This is a genomic window from Longimicrobium sp., assembly GCF_036399255.1.
Taxonomy (GTDB): Bacteria; Gemmatimonadota; Gemmatimonadetes; order Longimicrobiales; family Longimicrobiaceae; genus Longimicrobium.
In genome coordinates this window covers 21881-41338 of record NZ_DASWNM010000067.1, presented here as the reverse complement: position 1 = coordinate 41338, position 19458 = coordinate 21881, and the positions used below count along the sequence as shown (strand labels likewise).

Below are 19458 nucleotides of genomic sequence, written 5' to 3'. Positions count from 1 at the left end.
CAGGATCCGGATCTACGCTCGCGAGGCGAGCGGTGTGCGCATGGGCGTGCGCTCCACCGCCCGGACCCGCGCCTCGCGCGCGGGGACGGGATCGGGGCGGCCGAAGAGGTAGCCCTGCAGCAGGTTCACGCCCAGCTCCGTCATCACCCGCCACTCCGCCTCCGTCTCCACCCCCTCAGCCAGCACCATCTGCCCGTTCTGCTGGCCCAGGCGCGCCAGCGATTCGCAGACGTCGCGGTGCAGGCCCCCCTCCACCGAGCGCGACACCAGCTCGCGGTCGATCTTGATGAGGTCCGGGTTCAGGTCCGCCAGCAGGGACAGCCCCGAGAATCCGCTTCCCACGTCGTCCAGGGCCACCTTGAAGCCGGTGTTGCGGTAGAACGCCAGCAGGTCGCGCAGGTGCTCGCGGCGGGGCACGTGCTCCGTCTCCACCACCTCGAACACCACGTGGTCCGGCTCGAGCCCGCTCTCGGCCACGGCGCGCACGGTGGTGCGCAGGCAGAACTCCGGGCGGTAGATGGCGGTGGGAAGAAAGTTGATCAGCAGGTGGTGCGGCGGCCCCAGCCCCGCGGCGCCCGCGTTGCGCAGGTGCATCTCGCGGACGTGCCGGTCCAGCAGAAAGGCCAGGTGCTCCTGGCGCGCCCACTCCAGCAGCGTGGCCGGGCTCACCAGCGACCCGTCCACGGCGCGGCCGCGCATCAGGCACTCGTATCCCCACAGCTCCAGCGTGCCGGCCCAGAAGATGGGCTGGTACCAGGTCTCCACCCGCCGCTCCGCCAGCATGGCCGTGAGCTGCGAGCTGTCCACCTGCACCATGTCCGCCAGCCGCTCGGCGTGCAGCAGCGTCACCAGCTGCTCCTCGAGCGGCGCGCCGCGCTGCGCCCACGCCGCCCGCAGCGCGCCGAAGCGCTCCGCGTCCAGCTCCGTGCGCAAAAAGGCCGCGACCTCGGCCACCCCCGACCAGCGCGACCCGCTTCCCACCTCCACGCGCACGGCGCCCAGCGCGGGGTGCACCACCCAGTCCTCGCCGGGGGTCAGCCCCCGCAGCTCGGGGTAGCGCTCCAGCCCCGGCGCCATGACCACCAGGCTGCGCGCGTCGGTCCTGCATTCACAGGGAAGCGAATGGTCCGTCGATGAAAGCGTCATCAGAAAAGCGTAAAGCCAGATGTAGTGCGGATTGCCGCCTTGTGGACGGCGTGACGTCCGAATCGATCCTCGTTTGAGCGGCCGGGAGCGGATGACCTGTGCCCGGAAACAATCGTGCCCAGCCCCCGTCGACTTCCGGGCACTGGGCACTCGGTACTGGGCACTCGGTACTCCGGCACTCGGTACTGCCGTCCTCTAGACCACGCGTCCGGGCTGCGTCCACACGCGCACCTTGTCCAGAAACGCGCGCACGTCCAGCGGCTTGGGCACCATGTCGTCGCAGCCGGCCTGCAGCACGCGCTCGCGGGCGCCCTCCATGGCGGTCAGCGCCACGATGGGCACGCCGCGCAGCCCTTCCGCCGCCCGGATCTCGCGGGTGGCCTGGAACCCGTCCACGTGCGGCATCATCATGTCCATCAGGATCAGGTCCGGCCGCTCGGCCAGCGCCCGCTCCACCGCCTGCCGCCCGTTCGACGCCTCCACCACCCGGTAGCCGAACGCGTCCAGCAGCGTGCGCAGGGCGTCGCGGCTGTCCTCGTGGTCCTCGGCAATCAGCACCAGCGGCGCGCGCACGGACTCTTCCCCGTCCTCCGTCGGCACCACCGGCGAGATGCGCGGAACCCGCGCCTGCCGGGGCCGGTCGGCGAACGAGAACTGCGCGGGTGCCTCTACGGGCAGGTGCGAAACGGACATGCGCTGGCGTGGTGGAGGAACCGCGGCGGGAATACTCGAATTCCGCGGGGCTCTAAAGCAATTCACATGCCCGTTCTGCCGCACCGCCCCTGACAACCCGCGCTCCTTTGGAATCCCGCCGTGTACGGACGGTTGGCGGCGCGGACGCGGCCGGCGTTATCATCCCCCGCCACGCCAACGATCCCGGACCAGGACGCCCCATGCCCCGGATGCAGCTTACCCGCCGCGTGCGGTTCAGCGCCGCGCACCGCTACCACAGCCCCGACTGGAGCGACGAGCACAACCGCCAGGTGTTCGGCCCCTGCGCCAACCCGCACGGCCACGGGCACGACTACCTGCTCGAGGCCACGGTCGAGGGCGAGGTGGACCCCGTCACCGGCTTTTCGGTGGACCTGGGACTGCTGGACGCCGTGCTGCGCGAAGAGGTGGTGCAGCCGCTGGACCACCAGCACCTCAACTACGTGGTCCCCGAGTTCGCCCCCGGCGGGCTGATCCCCACCACCGAGAACATCCTGCTGCTGCTGTGGCGCCGCATTCAGCCGCGGCTGGGCGGCGCCCGGCTGGTGCGGCTGCGGCTGCACGAGAATGCGGATTTCTACGTGGAGTACGAGGGGGAAGGGGATAGGTGACAGGGGACAGGGTACAGGGGACAGCGGGAACGTTCTTCCGCCGGTGACGTGTGTCGGCGGTCCATCTTTTCGCACGATCTCTCTTTTCGATGCCGCGACGCTCCTCATCCGCCAACTCCGCCGACATCCTCTCTCCGCGGGCGCTGAACCGGGCGCTGCTGGGGCGGCAGATGCTGCTGCGGCGCGCGGACGCGTCGGTGGACGAGGCGCTGGAGCGGCTGGTGGGGATGCAGGCACAGGCACCCAATCCGCCGTATCTTGGGCTGTGGACGCGGCTGGACGGGTTTCGCCTGGAGGATCTCGCGGAACGGATCCGCGACCGGCGGGCGGTGCGCATCGCGTTGATGCGCTCCACCATCTTTCTTGTAACGGCGCGAGACTGCCTGGCCCTGCGTCCGGTGCTGGCGGAGGCGCTCAAGGGCTGGGCGACGGGGGTCCACGGCAAGGGGCTGCCGGGGGTGGACCTGGACGCGCTCGCCGTCGCCGGGCGTGCGCTGGCGGAGGAGGCGCCGCGGACGTTCCACGAGCTGGGCGCGCTGCTGGCGGAGCGCTGGCCCAAGGCGGATCCCTCCGCGCTGGGCAACATGGTGCGCAACCTGGTGCCGCTGGTGCAGGTGCCGCCCCGCGGCCTCTGGGGCGAGAGCGGGCCCGCCGCGCACACCACGGCGGAGGCGTGGCTGGGCCGCCCGCTAAACGCGGAGCCCTCCGTGGAGGCGATGGTGCTGCGCTACCTGGCCGCCTTTGGGCCCGCCACGGCGCGCGACGCGCAGCACTGGTCCGGCCTCAAGCGGCTGGGCCCGGTGCTGGACCGGCTGCGGCCCCAGCTGCGCACCTTTCGCAACGAGGGCGGCGCGGAGCTGTTCGACCTTCCCGACGCGCCGCGGCCGGATGCGGACACGCCCGCGCCGGTGCGCTTTCTCCCCGAGTTCGACAACGTGCTGCTTTCCCACGCGGACCGCGCGCGCGTCATCACCGAGGAGCGGCGCAAGCGGGTGTTCACCGTCAACGGCATCATCCGTCCCACCCTCCTGGTCGGCGGCTTCGTGGTGGGGATGTGGAAGATGGAGCGCGAGCGCGGCGCCGCCACGCTCCTCATCCAGCCCTTCGAGCCGCTCTCCGCCCCCGACCGCGCCGCGCTGGAAGACGAGGGCGCCCGCCTGCTTGCCTTTGCCGCGGCGGATGCGGAGCGCCGGGACGTGCGCTTCGAGCGGCCGGCGTAGCGAGAGTCCGGCGCGTTGCGGATCGCGGCGCCATCCGCCACTTTTGCGCTCCGCGGAGCCGTCTCGTGAATCAACCGGAATCCACACGGACCATGATGCTTTCCCCGCACCGACGCTTTCTGCGCGGCATCGTCGTCTGCGCGATGGCGCTGGCCGGCGCCTGCGCGCCCGCCGCGTCCTCCGCCCGCCCCGCGCCGGCGGAGGCAGCCACGCGCCTGGAGCCGCGCGAGTGGACGCCGCAGTCGCCCGCGGCCGAGATCGCCGCCTGGGCGAGCCAGGGATGCCGGCGCGCGGCGGAGGGCAAGGCCGTCTGCATCGAGCGCGCGCTGGTTTCGCTGCTGGGCCAGGCCGGCGTCTCCAAGAGCATGGAAGTGCTCGACACGCTCGCGGTGATGGACGACGAGGTGCGCGGGGACGCCCACCCGCTGGCGCACGGCCTGGGCATCTCGGCTTACCGCGGACCGGCCACGCTGGCGGCCACCTTCGCCTCCTGCCCCGTGTCGCAGATGTCGGGGTGCTACCACGGCGTGGTCCAGGGCTACTTCCTGGACCTCAGCGGGCAGGGGCGCAGCATCGGCACGGCGGAGCTGGACGGGCTGTGCGAGCCGCACCGCGGCCAGCAGTTCATCTTTTTCCAGTGCGGGCACGGGATGGGGCACGGGCTGATGGCCGTGCACGGGAACCACCTGCCCAGCGCGCTGCAGGCGTGCGACCTGGCCAGCAACCAGTTCATCCGCGAAAGCTGCTACGGCGGCGCGTTCATGGAGAACGTGGTCAACTTCACGCACCCGCACCACACCGCCGGCGGCCACGCGCAGACGCAGGGCGGCGGGCACGCCCCGGCGGATGTCCACGCGGCGCACGGCGGCGCGGACGCCTCGGCGGATGCCCACGCGGCGCACGGGGGGGCGGACGCGCACGCGGGGCACGGCGGCGGGCAGGTGATGGCGCACGGCGAGTGGAAGCCGCTGGACCGGGACGATCCCCTGTACCCGTGCAACGTGGTGGACGCCAAATACGGGGACTCGTGCTACGCCATGCAGACGTCGGCGGTGATGTTCTTCAACGGCGGCGACGTGGCCGCCACGGCGCGGACGTGCGACGGCGCGCCCGAGGCGTTCCGCACCCGCTGCTTCATGAGCCTGGGCCGCGACGTCAACTCGTACTCCGGGCAGGACCACGCCCGCTCCATCGAGATGTGCGGGCGCGCCAGCGCCGCCGCCGAGGCGCAGGGCGTGCTGTGGTGCATGCGCGGGCTGGTGGAGACGTTCCTCAACCAGTCCGCCGACCCGCGCGACGGCATCCGCTTCTGCGGCGCGGTGCCGGGGGACGACGTCAAGCAGGACTGCTACCGCGTGGTGGGCGATTTCACCCATTCGCTGGGGCAGGGGCCGGAGGAGCGCGCCCGCCACTGCGCCGCCGCCGATCCGCGCTTTCTCGCCGCCTGCCGCCGCGGCGCCGGTCTGGACCCGCAGGCGAGCGGGAGCGAGTAGCCGCCCGTCCACGGCGGGGCAGGGGGATGAGAACGAGCCGGCGGAGAAATCCGCCGGCTCGCCGCGTTCCGGGTCCGCACGCCCTTCTGGATGGGAAAACACGGTTGTCATTCCGAAGCCCGGCCACCCTGCAATCGGACGATCACACCGCGGGTTGCAGGGCCGAGGAATCTAGCGTCGGCCCGCTGGAGGCCGGACGCGGCAGCCCGCGCAATCGCCGCGGCGGCGCAACAGCCAGACAGGGCCAGTCCGGGGCGCCGCAACGTGCCACGAGGAAGGGAAGCAGATACCTCGCTGAATGGGAAACACGAGTTGTCATTCCGAGGCCCGGCCACGCTGCAGTCCGACGATCACGCCGCAGGTTGCAGGGCCGAGGAATCTACCGTCGGCTTGCTGGAGGCCGGACGCGGCAGCTCGCGCAATCGCCGCGGCGGCGCAACAGCCAGACAGGGCCAGTGCGGGGCGTCGCAACGTGCCACGGGAAAACGGAAGACAGATTCTCGGTCGCGCGCCAGCACCGAGGTAGCAGAGAGGCCGGGGCGGCCCTCCCTCGGAGTGACAGTCCGGGGGGCCGGGGGGGGGCTGACTCCTGAACACCCACTCAGGCCCTCAGAGGGTGTTGCCCAACCTCAAATCCATAACGAAGCGGTGACTTCCTGAGAGGGTGTTGCTAAACCCCCAAAATCACAAAGAAGCGCTGACTTCCTGAGGGAGCGCACCACGTGTAACCTGATTCCACACAACCGCCTGCGCGCGACCGAAGGACCTGCTCTCCGGCGAGGCGGGGCCGGCTTCATCCCGTGGGACCCGCCCCGTCGTTCTGCTGGCGAGGTCCTTCGGCCGGCGCCAGGGTACAGTCTACAAGCGAGTCATGGGGTGGCGCCTTCCTCAGGAAGTCGATCACGCCGGGAGGTTTGGCAACACCCTCCCAGGCGCGTCCATCCACGTCCGCGCGGTTGCGGACGGCCGCGCCCGGAACCAGTTTTGCAGCCGGCCAGGGCCGCCCACGGCCCGGTCTCACCCGTTGCTGAAGTACCATGACGTTTTCTGTGCACCGACGCTCCCTTCGCGCGGCGCTGGCCGCCTGCGCGCTGCTGGTTTCCGCCTGCACGCCGTCCGGCCCGTCCACCGGCCCCGCGCCCGGCCTGTCCGCCGGCCCGGCGCCCGCGTGGACCGCGCAGTCGTCCGCGGGCGAGATCTCGCGCTGGGTGCGGCGCGAGTGCGGACGCGTGTTCACCTCCAGGCAGCCGTGCGTGGAGCGCAACCTGGTGGCGCTCATCGACCAGGCGGGCATCGGCCGCACCATGGAGGTGCTGGACACGCTGGTGGCCGTGGACAGCGACGTGCGCTTCAACGCCCACGCGCTGGCGCACGGGCTGGGCATCGCCGCGTACCGCACCCCCGAGACGCTGGCGGCCACCTTCTCCGCCTGCCCGCCCACCCAGATGTCCGGGTGCTACCACGGCGTGGTCCAGGGCTACTTCCTTGCCCTGGCGCGGCAGGGGATCACCCCCGGCACCGCCCACCTGGACGCCATGTGCGAGCCGCACCGCGCCAGCCCCTTCCTGTTCTTCCAGTGCGCGCACGGCGTGGGGCACGGGCTGATGGCCGTGCACGACAACCACGTCCCCATGTCGCTGGAGGGGTGCGACCTGGCGTCGGACGGGTTCATCCGCGAAAGCTGCTACGGCGGCGTGTTCATGGAGAACATCGTCCACGTCACCCACCCGCACCACACGGCCGAGGGCCACGCCGGCACGCAGGGCGGGCACGGCGCATCGGGGGATGCGGGACACGCCGCGCAGGCGGCCGCGGCGGATCCCCACGCCGTCCACGGCGGCAGCCAGCCCGCCACGGCAAATGCCGGCCACCCGCACGCCGGCCAGCCGGCGGATGCCGGGCACGACCACGCCGCGCCGGCGATGCGGCACGGCGAGTGGGTCGCGCTCAACCGCAACGATCCGCTCTACCCGTGCAACGTCGTCGCGTCGAAGTACCAGGAGTCGTGCTACACCATGCAGAGCTCGGCCATCCTGTTCTTCAACGGCGGCGACGTGCAGGCCACGGCCCGCGCCTGCGACACCGCCCCGGCGGGGATGGTGCAGACCTGCTTCCTCAGCCTGGGGCGCGACGTCACCGCGCTGGCGTCGCAGAACCACGCCCGCTCGCTGGAGCTGTGCGCCCGCGCCGAGGGGCTGGGCGGCGGCCGCGGCGACCTGTGGTGCATGCTGGGCGTGGTGCAGAACCTGGTGAACCTGGCCGCCGACCCGGGCGAGGGAATGCGCTTCTGCCGCGCTGTGGAGAGCGCCGCGCACAAGGGCGACTGCTACCGCGTCGTCGGCGAGGCCATCGCCACGCTGATGGCCGAAGCGGAGCGCCGCGGCCAGTCGTGCCAGGCCGCCGAGCCCGGCTATGCCCCCGCCTGCCTCCGCGGCGCCGGCGTCGAGCCCCGCGGCGGCTCCGACGACGAGTAGTCGGAGCCCCGTGCAGTAAAGAGAGCCGGCGGATGCCCATCCGCCGGCTCTCTTCCGTTATACCAGATCCTGAAAAAGAATAATCGTACAGAGGAACAGAGTCAGACAGAGGAAACGAGATCATGCTTCCACTCGCTTTCTCTGTTTGACTCTGTTCCTCTGTACTCTAAAGGTGTTGTTTTTCCAGATCTGGTTTTACAGCAGCAGGTCGGCGGGAATGCCGAGCAGGTCCCGCAGAGCGCGGATCTGTGTTCGCGAAAGCTCCCGCTTTCCCGCAAAGAACTCGGAGACCCGGCTCTTGCCGCCCATGATCTCCGCCAGGTCGCCGCGCTGCATCCCCTTCTGCCCCAGCACGAAGTCGACGACGTCCTGCGGCGTGGTGGAGAACATCTCGTCGGGGTAGTGCTCTGCCTCGTACGCCTCTACCAGAACGGAAAGAAACTCTAGCAGGTCGTGCTCTTCCGTTCCCGCCAGCGGATCGCTGTCGAGAAGCTCGTCCAGCATTCGAATGGCCTCGCTGTACTCCTCCTCAGTGCGGAGGACGTGCGGCTTCGTAAAATCCAGCACGGCAGTCATTGCCTCATCCTCGTGTTCCTGGATCGCAGTGCCAGCGGCTTCACTGCGCATGCCTACAGCCGCCCCGCTCGCGAGAGCCGGTCATACTCCGCGTGTGTCAGTACATGGCGCACGTACACCCGGCCCATTCCCAGGTCGTACCGCATGTCGACGACGAGCCGGTACTTGTTTCCGCCGACGTCGAACACCGTTGTGTGGCCGCCGAGGAAGTCCACCGAACCGAATGCCTGCTTCACCTGATGGGGGTTCTCGAAGCGCGTCTCTTTCATGATGCTGAACCACGCCCGAAGCGGCGGTTCGGCATCCGCGTGCACTTCCCAGAACTCCACCAGCTTTGCGCGTGAGATCACTCGCATGGGAAACCGGGCTGAAGAGAATATAGCGACGGGTTCCCAATGTGGGAACCCTCCCGTACGCAGGTCAATAGCTGGCGGGAAGTAGGTCCGTGTGTTGGCGCGACCGGATCTCCTTGCCGCGTCGAGGCTGGATAGGATGGAACGTCGCGATCCAGCAAAATTTTCCGACTCTGCACCTGTATCAGTGGTTTCTGGGATCGGTGGATCATGAAAAATGGCGCCGTTGCTGGAAATGTTCAGGATGGCGCATCCGGCACGGGATTGGCGGCGCAGCGCAGGGTATCCAACCGTTTTTCCGCGATTCGCCTTGCCATTCGCCGGGGCGCAGCTTACACTTGGGCGACGCCGGGCCGCCCGCGTTCCTGGATCGGGCGCGGCCCATCCCCCAGCGAAATTCCGGTGAATCCCACGCCCGCACGCAACCGCCTTCGGGGTCCCGTGAGAACAACCGCATCCGTCGTCGCCGCCGCGGCGCTGCTCGCGGCCGCGCCGCTCGCCGCGCAGGACACGCCCGCCCAGCCGGGCCAGGTCCACGTGGTGCGCCCCGGCGAGACGCTGTGGGACATTGCCCGCGCCTGCCTGTCGGACCCGTTCCTGTGGCCGGAGATCTTCCGGCTCAACACGGCCACCGTCGAGGACCCGGCGCGCATCTATCCCTCCGAGCGCCTGGTGCTTCCCGGCTGCGCCGGCCAGGCCGTCGACGAGGGGCCGGCGTTCGGCCCGCCGCAGCAGGGGCCGCGGGGGCCCACGCTGCGCATCGGCCAGATGCAGGAGCGCCCGGCCGTGCTGCAGGGCGACTTCTACCGCGCCTCGTTCGTGGCGCGCCCGCGCGAGGTGCCGCTGGTGGGCCGCATCGAGGAGGCGGAGTACCAGTCGGTGGTCGAGGCCCGCATGGCCCCGCAGTTCAACCTGTACGACCGCGTGTTCGTGCGGGTCGACCCGGCCCGCGTGGCCGTGGGCGACCGGCTGCACTTTCTGCGCGAGGGGCGCGAGATCCGCCGCACGGGCCGCGTGTACCAGCCCACCGGCATCGGCACGGTGGCGGCGATGGACGGGGCCACGGCCACGGTGGTGATCGTGGGGATGTTCGACCAGGTGCGCCCGGGCGACGCCGTCATCCCCGTGGAGGCGTTCCCCATCCTCACCAACGAGCGCCCGACCGCCGTGGACGCCGACCTGCAGGGGCGCGTGCTCGCCTTTCACGACACCAGCCCGCTGCAGCGCACGGAAAGCATCCTGTTCCTGGACATCGGCCGCAGCGCGGGGGTGGGGCTGGGCGACGAGTTCGAGATGTACGACCCGCCCACCGAGCGCCGCTGGGGCACGCGCCCCGAGGTGCCCGTGGCCCGGGTGCAGGTGGTCAAGGTGACGGAGGGGACGGCCTCGGTGCGGGTGACGCACCTGGAGGAGCCCCGCATTGCGGTGGGCCTGCCGGTGCGCCGCGTGGCGCGGATGCCGTGACGCACGGCATGGCGGCGGGCAGGCCCGGTGGTGCGTGCGGCGCCCTTCCCCCGGGAAGGGCGTCTCTGCGTCCGGGAGGTGCCGGGTGGACGTGACGGACGGGCTGCACGTGGCCGCCCTGGCGGCGTACGCCGTGGCCGCCGCGCTGCTGGGCGTGTCGCTGGCCCGCAGCGCGCGGCGGCTTCCCTACGCCGCCACGGCGTGCCTGGCGGTGGGCGTGGCGCTGCACGGCGGGGCGCTGGCGGCGTTCAGCGCCCGCTACGGCGAGCTGCCGCTGGTGGGGCTGGGGCCCTCGCTCTCCGTCCTGGCGCTGCTGGTGGCGCTGGGCTCGCTACTGCTGGCCACGCTGGGGCGCACGGGTCCGCTGGGGCTGGTCCTGGTTCCCGTGGCCGCGGCGCTGGCGGCGATCGCCGAGGTGGCGGGAATGCGGCCGGCGGCGCACGAGGTGGCGTTCCGCGGGCCCTGGTTCGTGCTGCACGTGGTGCTGGCGATGCTGGGATACGCGGGACTGACCGTCGCCTTTGCCGCGGGGTTGATGTACCTGCTGCAGTTCCGCGAGCTCAAGGGAAAGCACTTCGGGGCCGTGTTCCGCTTCTTTCCCCCGCTCGACACGCTGGACCGCATCGGGCGGCGGGCGCTGATGGCGGGGCTTCCGCTCCTGGCGCTGGCGCTGGTGCTGGGGTGGGCGTGGTCCGAGCGGTTCGGGCCGCGGATGCAGCCGGGAAACCCCAAAGTCGTGCTGGGGGTAATCACCCTGGTGGTCTTCGTTGCCGCGCTGGCGGCCCGCGCGGGGAACGGCGCGCCGCGGGCGCGGCGCGGGGCGCTGGTCTCGGTGGTCGGCTTCGCCATCGTGGTCGTGGCGTACGTGGTGATGCGGGCGGCGGAAAGCTCCGGGGCGGGTTTCCTGTGAGCGGCGCCGCGTATCCCCTGATGCTGGACCCCGCCCGGCTGCGCATCCTGGTCGTCGGCGGGGGCGAGGTGGCCACGCGCAAGGTGGCGGGGCTGGCGGAGGCCGGCGGGCGCCCGGAGATCGTCTCCCCGACCGTCACCGACGCGCTGCGGGCGAGCGTGGAGGCGCTGCGGCTGGTCTGGCGTCCGCGCCCGTACCAGCGGGGCGACGTGGCCCGCCACCACCTGGTCTTTGCGGCGACCGACAACGTGGCGGTCAACGCGCGGATCGCGGACGACGCGCGCGCGGCGGGCGCCCTGGTGAGCCGCGCGGACGAGGGTGGGGAGTCCGACTTTCACGTGCCGTCGCACCTGCGGCGGGAGGACGTGACCGTCGCCTTTTCGACGGGCGGCGCGTCGCCGCTGCTGGCGCGGCGGCTGCGCGAGCGGCTGGCGGATACGGTCGTTACGCCGGGGCTGGGGCGCGCGGCGCGCCGGCTGGCGGAGGTCCGCGACGAGGTGCAGGCGCGCTGGGCCGCGGACGAATCGCGGCGGCGCGCCTTCTGGTTCGAGCTGATCACCCCCGAGTTCCTGGACCTGGCGGTCGCGGGACGGGACGAGGACGTGGAGCAGGCCATCCGGCGATGCCTCTCGCAGTCGTAGGCGCAAGCCACCGCACGGCGCCCATCGAGCACCGGGAGCGGTTCGCCCTGGGGCGGGCCGAGGTTCCCGGCGCGCTCCTGGGGCTTGCCGAGGACGGTTCGGAGGCGGTGGTGCTTTCCACCTGCAACCGCACCGAGGTCTACCTGTCCCTGCCGGACGGGTCGGACGGGGTGGAGCACGCCCGCGCCCTGCTGGCCGCCCGCATCGGGCAGGACCCCGCCCAGGCCGCGCGCTACTTCTACGTGCACCGCGACCGGCAGGCCGCCGAGCACCTGTTCCGCGTCTCGTCGGGCCTGGACTCCATGATCCTGGGCGAGCCGCAGATCCAGGGGCAGGTCAAGGAGGCGTACGCCGCCGCGCGCGAGGTGGCGGGCGAAAACGGCCCCGTGGTGGGCCAGGCGCTGCACCGCCTCTTCCAGACCGCGTTCTCCATCGGCGGGCGGGTGCGCAGCGAGACGGGGCTGGGCGTGGGCGCCGCCTCCGTCTCGTCCGCCGCGGTCGACCTCGCCAAGAAGATCTTCGGCTCGCTCAAGGGCCGCCGCGCGCTGGTGCTGGGCGCGGGCGAGATGAGCGAGGTCACGCTGGAGTGCCTGCGCGCCGAGGGCGTGCGGACGGCGATCGTGGCCAACCGCACCTACGACCGCGCCCGCGAGCTGGCCGAGCGGTGGGGCGGCGAGGCCATCCACTGGGAAGATTTCGCCGGCGCGCTGCCGCAGGTGGACATCGTCATCTGCTCCACCGCCGCGCCGCACCCCGTGCTGACGGTGGAGCGGCTGCGCGGCGCGCTGCCGCACGGGCCGCGGCAGCCGCTGTGCATCATCGACATCGCCATTCCGCGCGACGTGGAGCCGGCGGTGGCCGACCAGCCCAACGTCTTCCTGTACAACATCGACGACCTGCAGCAGATGGTGGACGACAACCTGGGGCGCCGCCGCGCGCAGCTTCCCCAGGCCGAGTCCATCGTCGCGCGCGGCGTGGAAGACTTCTGGGCCTGGTACGCCAGCCTGGCCGTCGTCCCGACGATCCGCGCCCTGCGCGACCGCGGCGAGGAGCTGCGCCGCGCCGAGATGGAGCGGGCGCTGCGGCAGCTTTCGCACCTGTCCCCCGAAGACCAGCTGGCCATCGACGCGCTGACGCGCTCGCTGGTCAACAAGGTGCTGCACGCCCCCACCGCCCGCCTGCGCGACGCCGCCGGCAACGGCCGGGGCACGGGCGTGCTCGACACCGTGCGCTACCTGTTCGCGCTGGACCGCGAGCCTCGCGCCGATGGGTCGGGCGAAGGGGGCGACGGGTGATGCGGGTGCCGATGTTCATGCCGACCCTTATCCGGTACGTGCCGTCCGGCCGCGGGAGCGAACGAGGCCCATTGCGGATCTGATTCGGTAATCGCCGGTTGCGGACGCGCAGGTGCTTCGGACGCCGCATGCAGCCGGGCCGCCGAGTCCGCGAAGGCGGACTTTGCGATGTTCCAGCGGCGAATTCATTCGCTCAGCGGGCGGACGGCACGTTACCGGATCAGAATCGCAACGGGGAATTCACCGGGCAGATCCGTAACGACGGAGCGATCGATCCGCCGCGGCCGTCCGATCCGCAGCGGAACGCCTTGAACACCGGGGATGCGGACGGCAGCGTGCCGTCGCCCACTTTCGCACTCCCGCACTTTCGCACTTTCGCACTGCCCTGATGCAGCAGCACACCGGCAACGAGTTCGCCGCCGCCTGGGACATGATCGCCCAGGGCACGCCCTCCACCAAGATCATCATGGGCGTGCTGGCCCTGATGTCGGTGGCGTCGTGGACCCTCATCGCCCTCAAGTTCATCCAGTTCCGCCGGCTGCACCGCGAGGCCGACCAGTTCCTTGACCGCGTGCAGGCGGCGGCGAGCCTGGAAGAGGCGTACACCTGGGTGCGCGGCCTCAATGACTCGCCCTTCACCCGGCTGTTCAAGCGGGGGATGGGCTTCTTTACCGAGTTGCGCCCCGGCGCGGCGCGGCAGGGAAGCGACGTGCGCGGCCTGTCTCCCGCGCAGCTGGAGGTGATGCGGATGGTGCTGGAAAAGGAAGAGGCCGAGGAGCGCGAGGACGCGGCGCGGGGGCTGAGCTGGCTGGCCATCATCGCCACCGCGTCGCCGCTGCTGGGGCTGCTGGGCACGGTGCTGGGGGTGATGAACTCGTTCCTGGGCGTGGCGGCGTCCGGGTCCAGCAGCATCACCGTGGTGGCGCCCGGCGTGGCGGAGGCGCTGGTGGCCACGGGGGGCGGGCTGGTGGTGGCGATCCCCGCGGCCATGTCGTACAACTATCTCACGGCGCGGCTCAACCGGTTCACGGGCGAGCTGGAGGGAATCAGCACCGAGCTGATCGGCGCGCTGGCCCGCGAAGGACGCATCTAGTGCCGCGCCGCCGCAACCGCGCCGAGCTGGGCTACAGCGCCGAGATCAACGTCACCTCGCTGGTCGACGTGGTGCTGACGCTGCTCGTCATCTTCATGATCACCGCGCCGATGATGCAGGGCGGCGTGGAGGTCAAGGTGCCGCGCGCCCGCACCGAGTCCGTGCCTTCCGCCGAGGGGCTGGTGGTGTCCATCGACCGCACCGGGCAGATCTTCGTGGGCTCCGCGCGGGTGCAGTGGGAGCAGTTCGAGACCATGTTCCCGCAGCTGGTCAAGGAAAAGGGCGCGGGCAGCGTGTACCTGCGCGCGGACGAGGCGGTGCCGTACGGCAGCGTGGTGCGCGTGCTGGGGGCGATGAAGGCGGCCGACGTGGCCAGCGTGGGCCTGATCGCCGAACCCGAGCAGGCGGGGAACTGACGATGCACCGGGGAGCCGGGGGCGCGGGCGTTCGGAACGCTGTGGTGGCGTCGCTGCTGCTGCACGCCGCGATCGTCGGGCTCGCCCTCGTCGCCGAGGGCTCGGCGCCCAAGCCGGCGAAAGTGAAAGTCTATGCGGTCGACATCGTCTCCGCCCCGCCGAACATGGCGGGCGCGCCGCCGATGGAGGCGCTCTCCAACCAGGAGCCCGGCCCCGCCGCCGCGCAGCCCGAGCCGGCCGCGCCCTCGGAGCCCGCCGCCCCCGAGCCCGACCCGCCGACGCCGGACCCGGAGCCCGCGCCGCCCCGTGACGAGGCGCCGAAGGAACCTGCGAAGGCTCCCGAGCCTAGAAGGACCCCCGAACGGCCCGCGCAGCGTCCGGCAACGCCGCCGGTCGAGCGCCCGAAGGCCAACACGCCGCCGCGCCCGACGCCGCCGCGCCCGTCCACGCCGGCGGCGACGCCCCCGCGGACGACGCCGGAGAAGGGGACCACCCGCCCGCCGGCGAACCGTCCCGCGGGCGGATCGAGCACGACCAGCGGAACGGGGAGCGGAACCAACCGCACCCGCGGCGACGGGACGAGCACGGCGCCCGCCACGGGGAGCAACCCGCAGCCCAACAGCCCGGGCGGCGAGGGGATCAACATCCATGTGGAAGGCGATCCCTGTCCCGTGGCCGGCTACTGCGAGCGGGTGACGCTGCAGGTGCAGCGCTTCTTCCGCTCGCCGCCGGGCAACGCCGACGCGCGTGGCGAGGTGTGCTTCCGCATTCAGCGCGACGGCTCCGTCACGGACATTCAGCCGCGGCGGATACGCGGCGGCGGCGCGGTGTTCAACTTGGCGATGAGAGAGGCCGCCGAGGCGGCCGGCAGCCGCCGCGCCTTCGGCACGCTTCCGTCCGCCTTCGATCCCGGGCGGTGGAGATGGTGCGTAGAGCTGTCCCCCAGGTAGATCCAAAGAGCAGAGTGAGACGTATCACCCTTCGCGCCCCGCGCGCGCTCGCGTTCCTGCTGGCTGCGTCCGCCCTGGCCTCCGCGCCCGCCGCGGCCCAGGACAGCGTCGTCGTCCGTCTTCGCGCGCAGTACGAAACCCAGCGCTCCCCCGGCTTCGTGGTCCTGCCGATCGCCGGGGGCGCGGGGGCGGAGATTGCGGGCATCCTGCGCCGCGACCTGGAGTTCAGCAACCGCTTCGAGATGGCCGAGGCCACCGGCGCCCGCGCGGGCGCGGCGCTGGACCTGGAGGCGTGGAGCCAGCGCGGCGCCGAGTGGGTGCTGGAGGGCGCGCTCACCGGCACCACGCTGCGCCTTACCCTGCACGACGCCGCGTACGGTACGGTCAAGGGATCGGGCAATTTCACCGTACCGGCGGCGAACGCCCGCGGGTTCCGCATGGCCGTGCACGCCGCCGCCGACGCCGTGGTCCGCTGGGCCACCGGCGAGCCGGGGATGGCCGCGTCGCGCATCGCCTTCGTTACGCAGGGGCGCGGCAGCAAGGAGATCTACCTGGTGGACTCCGACGGCGAGAACGTCACCCGGGTGACCAGCGACGGGTCCATCTCGCTCTCCCCCTCCTGGTCGCCGGACGGCGGGCGGATCGCGTACACCTCGTTCCGCGGCGGCGCGCCCCTGCTGTACGAGCGCGACCTGGGCACCGGCGCGGACCGCGTGCTTTCGGACCGCGCGGGGATCAACATCACCCCCTCGTACGCGCCGGACGGGCGGACCGTGGCGTTCGCGACCACGGTGGGCGGGCACACGGAGATCGCCACCATCGGCCCCGAGGGATTGCGGCAGCAGACGCGGGGGCGCGGGTACGAGAACCTGTCGCCCACCTGGTCGCCGGACGGGCGCCGCTTCGCCTTCGTCAGCGACCGCTTGGGCGAGCCGCAGATCTACGTGATGAGCCCCGGCGGCGAGCCGCGGCTGGTGTCGGCGTACACGTATGGTGGACGCGGCTACAGCACCTCGCCCGACTGGTCGCCCGCCGGGCCGGCCATCGTGTACCACACGCGGGTCAACGGCCGCATGCAGATCGCCGCCGTGAGCGCCGACGGCGGAAGCCCGCGGATGCTCACCAACAGCGGCCACAACGAGGACCCCAGCTGGGCCCCGGACGGCCGCCACGTGGTGTTCGCCTCGGACCGCGACGGCGGCGGCCTGTTCGTGCTCGACACGGTGACGGGCACCATCCGCCCCCTGGTCCGCGGCCGCGGCTTCGGCCTGCCCGACTGGTCGCCCACGCTGGTGCGGGCGCGGTAGGATTAAGGGCCGAGCTCGGACGCTTCCGCGCGACCCGCGGGCGCCCCCTCCGGGCTCGCATTACTCGCCCACCTCCCCCAAAACTGCTGGGGGAGGTTGGGATAGGGCAGGAATCGAAGCTCGGCGAACGGGTCCACACTGCGTCCGCCGGCGCCCCCCACCCCGGCCCTCCCCCGCAAACAGCGCGGGGAGGGTGACGCGCCCGACAGTGTCCGGAGCGCGATCGAATTCTCCTCTCCCCCATGCAGTTTAGGGGGGAGAGGCCGGGAGAGGGGGCCACGTCGGGCGCAGCTCGGTGCCTGCTGCCGAGTCTCGATCCGTCGGCAACACCAACCTCCCCCAGCAGTTTCGGGGGAGGTGGCGAGCCTAAGCGAGCCGGAGGGGGCGCCTGCGGACGCAGCCCGAACCAGGCCGAAGCGCGATCGGATTTCTCCCCTCTCCGCGAGGAACGAGGGGGGAGGGGCCGGGGGAGGGGGCCCCCCGTCGGCGCCAGTTCAATGCATGTCGCCGAGCCGAGCCCGCAGCCCAGGCACGACCCCGTCCGCGCAGGCGGACATCGCGTTGTCCCAGCCGCGAATTCATTCGCCCGCGGGGATGGACGCACGAAGGCCGGAGTTCTGGATTCCCGGAGTTCTGGATGTACCGGAGTTCTGGATCAGCCGGAGTTCTGGATCAGCCGGATTCTGGATCTGCCGGAGTTCTGGATTCCCGGAGTTCTGGATCTGCCGGAGCTCTGGATTGCGGAGCTCTGGATGTACCGGAGTTTTTGAATCTCCAAACGCCACACACCGACTCCCGACCGCCAGGAGAACCGATGAAGCTGCGCCACGCCGTCGTCTGTGCCCTCGTCCCGCTGGCCGCCCTGGGCGCGTGCAAAAAGCGCCCGCAGACCGCGCCCACGCCCGAGGGCGACACGACGATCGTCACCGGCAACGACGGAGCGAACGCCGATAGCATTCGCCTGGCCAACGAGGCCGCCGACCGCGAGCGCGCCGAGCGGGAGCGGGCCGAGCGCGACCGCGCGGAACGCGAGCGGGTGGAGCGCGAAACCTCCGGCGCCCGCGAGGTGCTCACCGAGATCGTCTTCTTCGAGTACGACAGCGACGAGATCGGCGGCGAGGCCGAGGACAAGCTGCGCCTGAAGGCCGCCGTGCTGGCCGCCAACCCCAACGTGCGCCTGCGCATCGAGGGCCACGCCGACCAGCGCGGCAGCACCGAGTACAACCTGGCGCTGGGCCAGCGCCGCGCCGAGGCCGTGCGCGCCTTTTTGGCCAACTACGGCATCGACCCCGACCGCTTCACCACCGTCAGCATGGGCAAGGAGCGCCCGCTGGTGGAGGGCGACGACGAAGAGTCGTGGGCCCGCAACCGCCGCGCGGAGTTCGCCATCGCCGGCGGCCAGGTGACCGTGGTCCCCGAGGAGCTGCGATGATCCGCCGCCTGCTGATCGCCGCCGCGCTCCTGCCGCTGGCGGCCTGCGTGGCCACCAAGCAGGACGTCGAGGAGCTGCGCCTGGACATGGCCGCCCAGCGCGCGCACCAGGACTCCATCTTTCGCGTCCTGGTGGGCCGGACGGAGGCCATGCTGGACTCGCTGAGCGACCAGAACGTGCGCCTGCGCGGCGACTTCGCCAACCGGCTGGTGGCCATCGAGCGGCAGCTGGTGCAGATCCAGGAGCTCAGCGGGCAGAACCAGGCCCAGCTGGCCGGCCTGCGCCAGCAGATCGAGACCAGCGCCGCCGAGGCCCGCCGCGCCCAGGAGGCCGCCGCGGCCGCATCCCGCAACGACGACGCGGCGGGGGGCGGGGACGAGGAGGGCGGCGACCCGCAGGAGCTGTACGACGCCGCGCTGGCGGCGCTGCGGCGCGGCTCCGTGGGCACCGCCCGCTCCGGGTTCGAGGAGTTCCTGCGCGCCAACCCGCAGCACCGGCTGGCGGCGGACGCGCAGTACAACATCGGCCAGAGCTACGAGCAGGGGCGCGAGCCCGCCAGCGCCATCACCGCGTACGGGCGCGTGGTGGAGCTGTATCCCACCTCGTCCCGGGCCCCCGCGGCACTGCTTCGGCAGGGGCGGCTGGAGCTTGGGCGCGGGAATCGCACGGAGGCGCGGGCGCGCTTCAACGCCGTCGTGCAGCGGTACGCGCGCAGCCCCGAGGCGGGCGAGGCGCGCACCGAGCTGCAGCGCATGGGGACGCGGTGAACCGCCGCACCAGTACGGGGTTCTAGGCGCGTGCGCTGCCCCTTCTGCCACCACACCGACGACCGCGTGGTCGACTCGCGCAGCGTGCGCGACGGCCGCGCCGTGCGCCGCCGCCGCGAGTGCCTGCGGTGCGAGCGGCGCTTCACCACGTACGAGTACATCGAGGAGCGGCCGCTGCAGGTGCTCAAGCGCGACGGCGAGCGCGAGCCCTACGACCGGCGCAAGCTGCTGGCGAGCATCCGCACGGCCACGGCCAAGCGCCCCATCAGCCCCACGGAGATCGACGGCATCGTCGAGGACATCGAGCGCGAGCTGGACCGGCGCGAGAGCGGCGAGGCCGAAAGCCAGGACATCGGGCAGATGGTGATGGACCGGCTCAAGACGCGCGACCACATCGCCTACGTGCGCTTTGCGTCGGTGTACCGAAACTTCCAGGACCCCGAGGAGTTCTACCACGAGTTCCGGGACCTGGCCGACCGGCAGGCGCAGCGCGAGATGCGCCACGCGCACTACGAGCTGCCGCTGGACCCGCCCGCCGGCGCCGAAGGGCCGCCGGCCGGCACCGACGAACACGCTTGACGCGGACGGGGGCGGGGAAA

Annotated in this window: 19 protein-coding genes; 15 read left to right on the top strand and 4 right to left on the bottom strand. The window is 71.8% G+C overall.

The features are described from left to right. Positions 1-12: 12 nt before the first annotated feature. Positions 13-1146: an EAL domain-containing protein gene (locus tag VGC13_RS10190; RefSeq protein ID WP_331125142.1), complete on the bottom strand. Its 1134-nt coding sequence runs from the start codon at positions 1144-1146 to the stop codon at positions 13-15. 195 nt (positions 1147-1341) lie between these two features. After that, the gene (locus tag VGC13_RS10185; protein WP_331125141.1) at positions 1342-1839 is read right to left on the bottom strand and encodes a response regulator; all 498 of its coding nucleotides are present in this window, start codon (positions 1837-1839) and stop codon (positions 1342-1344) included. A gap of 200 nt (positions 1840-2039) precedes the next feature. Between VGC13_RS10185 and VGC13_RS10180 the strand changes: the two genes are divergently transcribed. The 4 genes from VGC13_RS10180 to VGC13_RS10165 all read left to right on the top strand — a co-directional run bounded on the left by VGC13_RS10180 (position 2040) and on the right by VGC13_RS10165 (position 7655). Continuing rightward, entirely contained in the window at positions 2040-2468 is a 429-nt protein-coding gene (locus tag VGC13_RS10180) for a 6-carboxytetrahydropterin synthase (RefSeq protein WP_331125140.1), read from the top strand. An 89-nt stretch (positions 2469-2557) separates the two neighbouring features. Next, positions 2558-3688 carry a winged helix DNA-binding domain-containing protein gene (locus VGC13_RS10175; RefSeq protein ID WP_331125139.1) on the top strand — a complete coding sequence of 377 codons (1131 nt, stop codon included), beginning with the start codon at positions 2558-2560 and terminating at the stop codon, positions 3686-3688. Positions 3689-3780: 92 nt separating this feature from the next. Next, positions 3781-5181, top strand: a complete 1401-nt coding sequence (locus VGC13_RS10170) for a hypothetical protein (RefSeq protein WP_331125138.1) — start codon at positions 3781-3783, stop codon at positions 5179-5181. A 1049-nt stretch (positions 5182-6230) separates the two neighbouring features. Beyond that, entirely contained in the window at positions 6231-7655 is a 1425-nt protein-coding gene (locus tag VGC13_RS10165; protein WP_331125137.1) for a hypothetical protein, read from the top strand. Between the two features lie 195 nt (positions 7656-7850). Here the strand turns inward: VGC13_RS10165 and VGC13_RS10160 are convergent, their stop codons facing one another. Both VGC13_RS10160 and VGC13_RS10155 read right to left on the bottom strand, forming a co-directional pair. Further along, entirely contained in the window at positions 7851-8231 is a 381-nt protein-coding gene (locus VGC13_RS10160; RefSeq protein ID WP_331125136.1) for a helix-turn-helix domain-containing protein, read from the bottom strand. Positions 8232-8284: 53 nt separating this feature from the next. Then, positions 8285-8587, bottom strand: coding sequence for a type II toxin-antitoxin system HigB family toxin (locus tag VGC13_RS10155; RefSeq protein ID WP_331125135.1), 303 nt, complete (start codon positions 8585-8587; stop codon positions 8285-8287). A gap of 438 nt (positions 8588-9025) precedes the next feature. Between VGC13_RS10155 and VGC13_RS10150 the strand changes: the two genes are divergently transcribed. From VGC13_RS10150 to nrdR, 11 genes are all read left to right on the top strand, one after another. Further along, positions 9026-10048, top strand: a complete 1023-nt coding sequence (locus VGC13_RS10150; protein ID WP_331125134.1) for a LysM peptidoglycan-binding domain-containing protein — start codon at positions 9026-9028, stop codon at positions 10046-10048. Between the two features lie 85 nt (positions 10049-10133). Continuing rightward, positions 10134-10958, top strand: a complete 825-nt coding sequence (gene ccsA, locus VGC13_RS10145; protein ID WP_331125133.1) for a cytochrome c biogenesis protein CcsA — start codon at positions 10134-10136, stop codon at positions 10956-10958. Next, positions 10955-11599: a bifunctional precorrin-2 dehydrogenase/sirohydrochlorin ferrochelatase gene (locus VGC13_RS10140; RefSeq protein ID WP_331125132.1), complete on the top strand. Its 645-nt coding sequence runs from the start codon at positions 10955-10957 to the stop codon at positions 11597-11599. Before ccsA ends, VGC13_RS10140 begins: the two co-directional genes overlap by 4 nt. Next, positions 11581-12894: a glutamyl-tRNA reductase gene (hemA, locus tag VGC13_RS10135; protein ID WP_331125131.1), complete on the top strand. Its 1314-nt coding sequence runs from the start codon at positions 11581-11583 to the stop codon at positions 12892-12894. The genes VGC13_RS10140 and hemA overlap by 19 nt, the downstream gene beginning before the upstream one ends. 388 nt (positions 12895-13282) lie before the next feature. Then, positions 13283-13987: a MotA/TolQ/ExbB proton channel family protein gene (locus tag VGC13_RS10130; protein WP_331125130.1), complete on the top strand. Its 705-nt coding sequence runs from the start codon at positions 13283-13285 to the stop codon at positions 13985-13987. Continuing rightward, entirely contained in the window at positions 13987-14403 is a 417-nt protein-coding gene (locus VGC13_RS10125) for a biopolymer transporter ExbD (RefSeq protein WP_331125129.1), read from the top strand. The genes VGC13_RS10130 and VGC13_RS10125 overlap by 1 nt, the downstream gene beginning before the upstream one ends. 44 nt (positions 14404-14447) lie before the next feature. Next, positions 14448-15353: a hypothetical protein gene (locus tag VGC13_RS10120; RefSeq protein WP_331125128.1), complete on the top strand. Its 906-nt coding sequence runs from the start codon at positions 14448-14450 to the stop codon at positions 15351-15353. A 14-nt stretch (positions 15354-15367) separates the two neighbouring features. After that, positions 15368-16660: a hypothetical protein gene (locus tag VGC13_RS10115; RefSeq protein ID WP_331125127.1), complete on the top strand. Its 1293-nt coding sequence runs from the start codon at positions 15368-15370 to the stop codon at positions 16658-16660. An 814-nt stretch (positions 16661-17474) separates the two neighbouring features. Next, a complete protein-coding gene (locus VGC13_RS10110; RefSeq protein WP_331125126.1) occupies positions 17475-18092 on the top strand; it encodes an OmpA family protein in 618 nt (205 codons plus the stop codon). After that, positions 18089-18859 carry a tol-pal system protein YbgF gene (gene ybgF / locus VGC13_RS10105; protein WP_331125125.1) on the top strand — a complete coding sequence of 257 codons (771 nt, stop codon included), beginning with the start codon at positions 18089-18091 and terminating at the stop codon, positions 18857-18859. Before VGC13_RS10110 ends, ybgF begins: the two co-directional genes overlap by 4 nt. A gap of 30 nt (positions 18860-18889) precedes the next feature. Further along, positions 18890-19438: a transcriptional regulator NrdR gene (gene nrdR / locus VGC13_RS10100; protein ID WP_331125124.1), complete on the top strand. Its 549-nt coding sequence runs from the start codon at positions 18890-18892 to the stop codon at positions 19436-19438. Positions 19439-19458: the final 20 nt, after the last annotated feature.

Coding starts and splice junctions, on each gene's coding strand:
- VGC13_RS10170 (WP_331125138.1), top strand. CDS start 3,781: ATGATGCTTTCCCCGCACCGACGCTTTCTGCGCGGCATCGTCGTCTGC.
- VGC13_RS10185 (WP_331125141.1), bottom strand. CDS start 1,839: ATGTCCGTTTCGCACCTGCCCGTAGAGGCACCCGCGCAGTTCTCGTTC.
- VGC13_RS10160 (WP_331125136.1), bottom strand. CDS start 8,231: ATGACTGCCGTGCTGGATTTTACGAAGCCGCACGTCCTCCGCACTGAG.
- VGC13_RS10110 (WP_331125126.1), top strand. CDS start 17,475: ATGAAGCTGCGCCACGCCGTCGTCTGTGCCCTCGTCCCGCTGGCCGCC.
- VGC13_RS10155 (WP_331125135.1), bottom strand. CDS start 8,587: ATGCGAGTGATCTCACGCGCAAAGCTGGTGGAGTTCTGGGAAGTGCAC.
- VGC13_RS10190 (WP_331125142.1), bottom strand. CDS start 1,146: ATGACGCTTTCATCGACGGACCATTCGCTTCCCTGTGAATGCAGGACC.
- VGC13_RS10175 (WP_331125139.1), top strand. CDS start 2,558: ATGCCGCGACGCTCCTCATCCGCCAACTCCGCCGACATCCTCTCTCCG.
- hemA (WP_331125131.1), top strand. CDS start 11,581: ATGCCTCTCGCAGTCGTAGGCGCAAGCCACCGCACGGCGCCCATCGAG.
- VGC13_RS10130 (WP_331125130.1), top strand. CDS start 13,283: ATGCAGCAGCACACCGGCAACGAGTTCGCCGCCGCCTGGGACATGATC.
- ybgF (WP_331125125.1), top strand. CDS start 18,089: ATGATCCGCCGCCTGCTGATCGCCGCCGCGCTCCTGCCGCTGGCGGCC.
- VGC13_RS10180 (WP_331125140.1), top strand. CDS start 2,040: ATGCCCCGGATGCAGCTTACCCGCCGCGTGCGGTTCAGCGCCGCGCAC.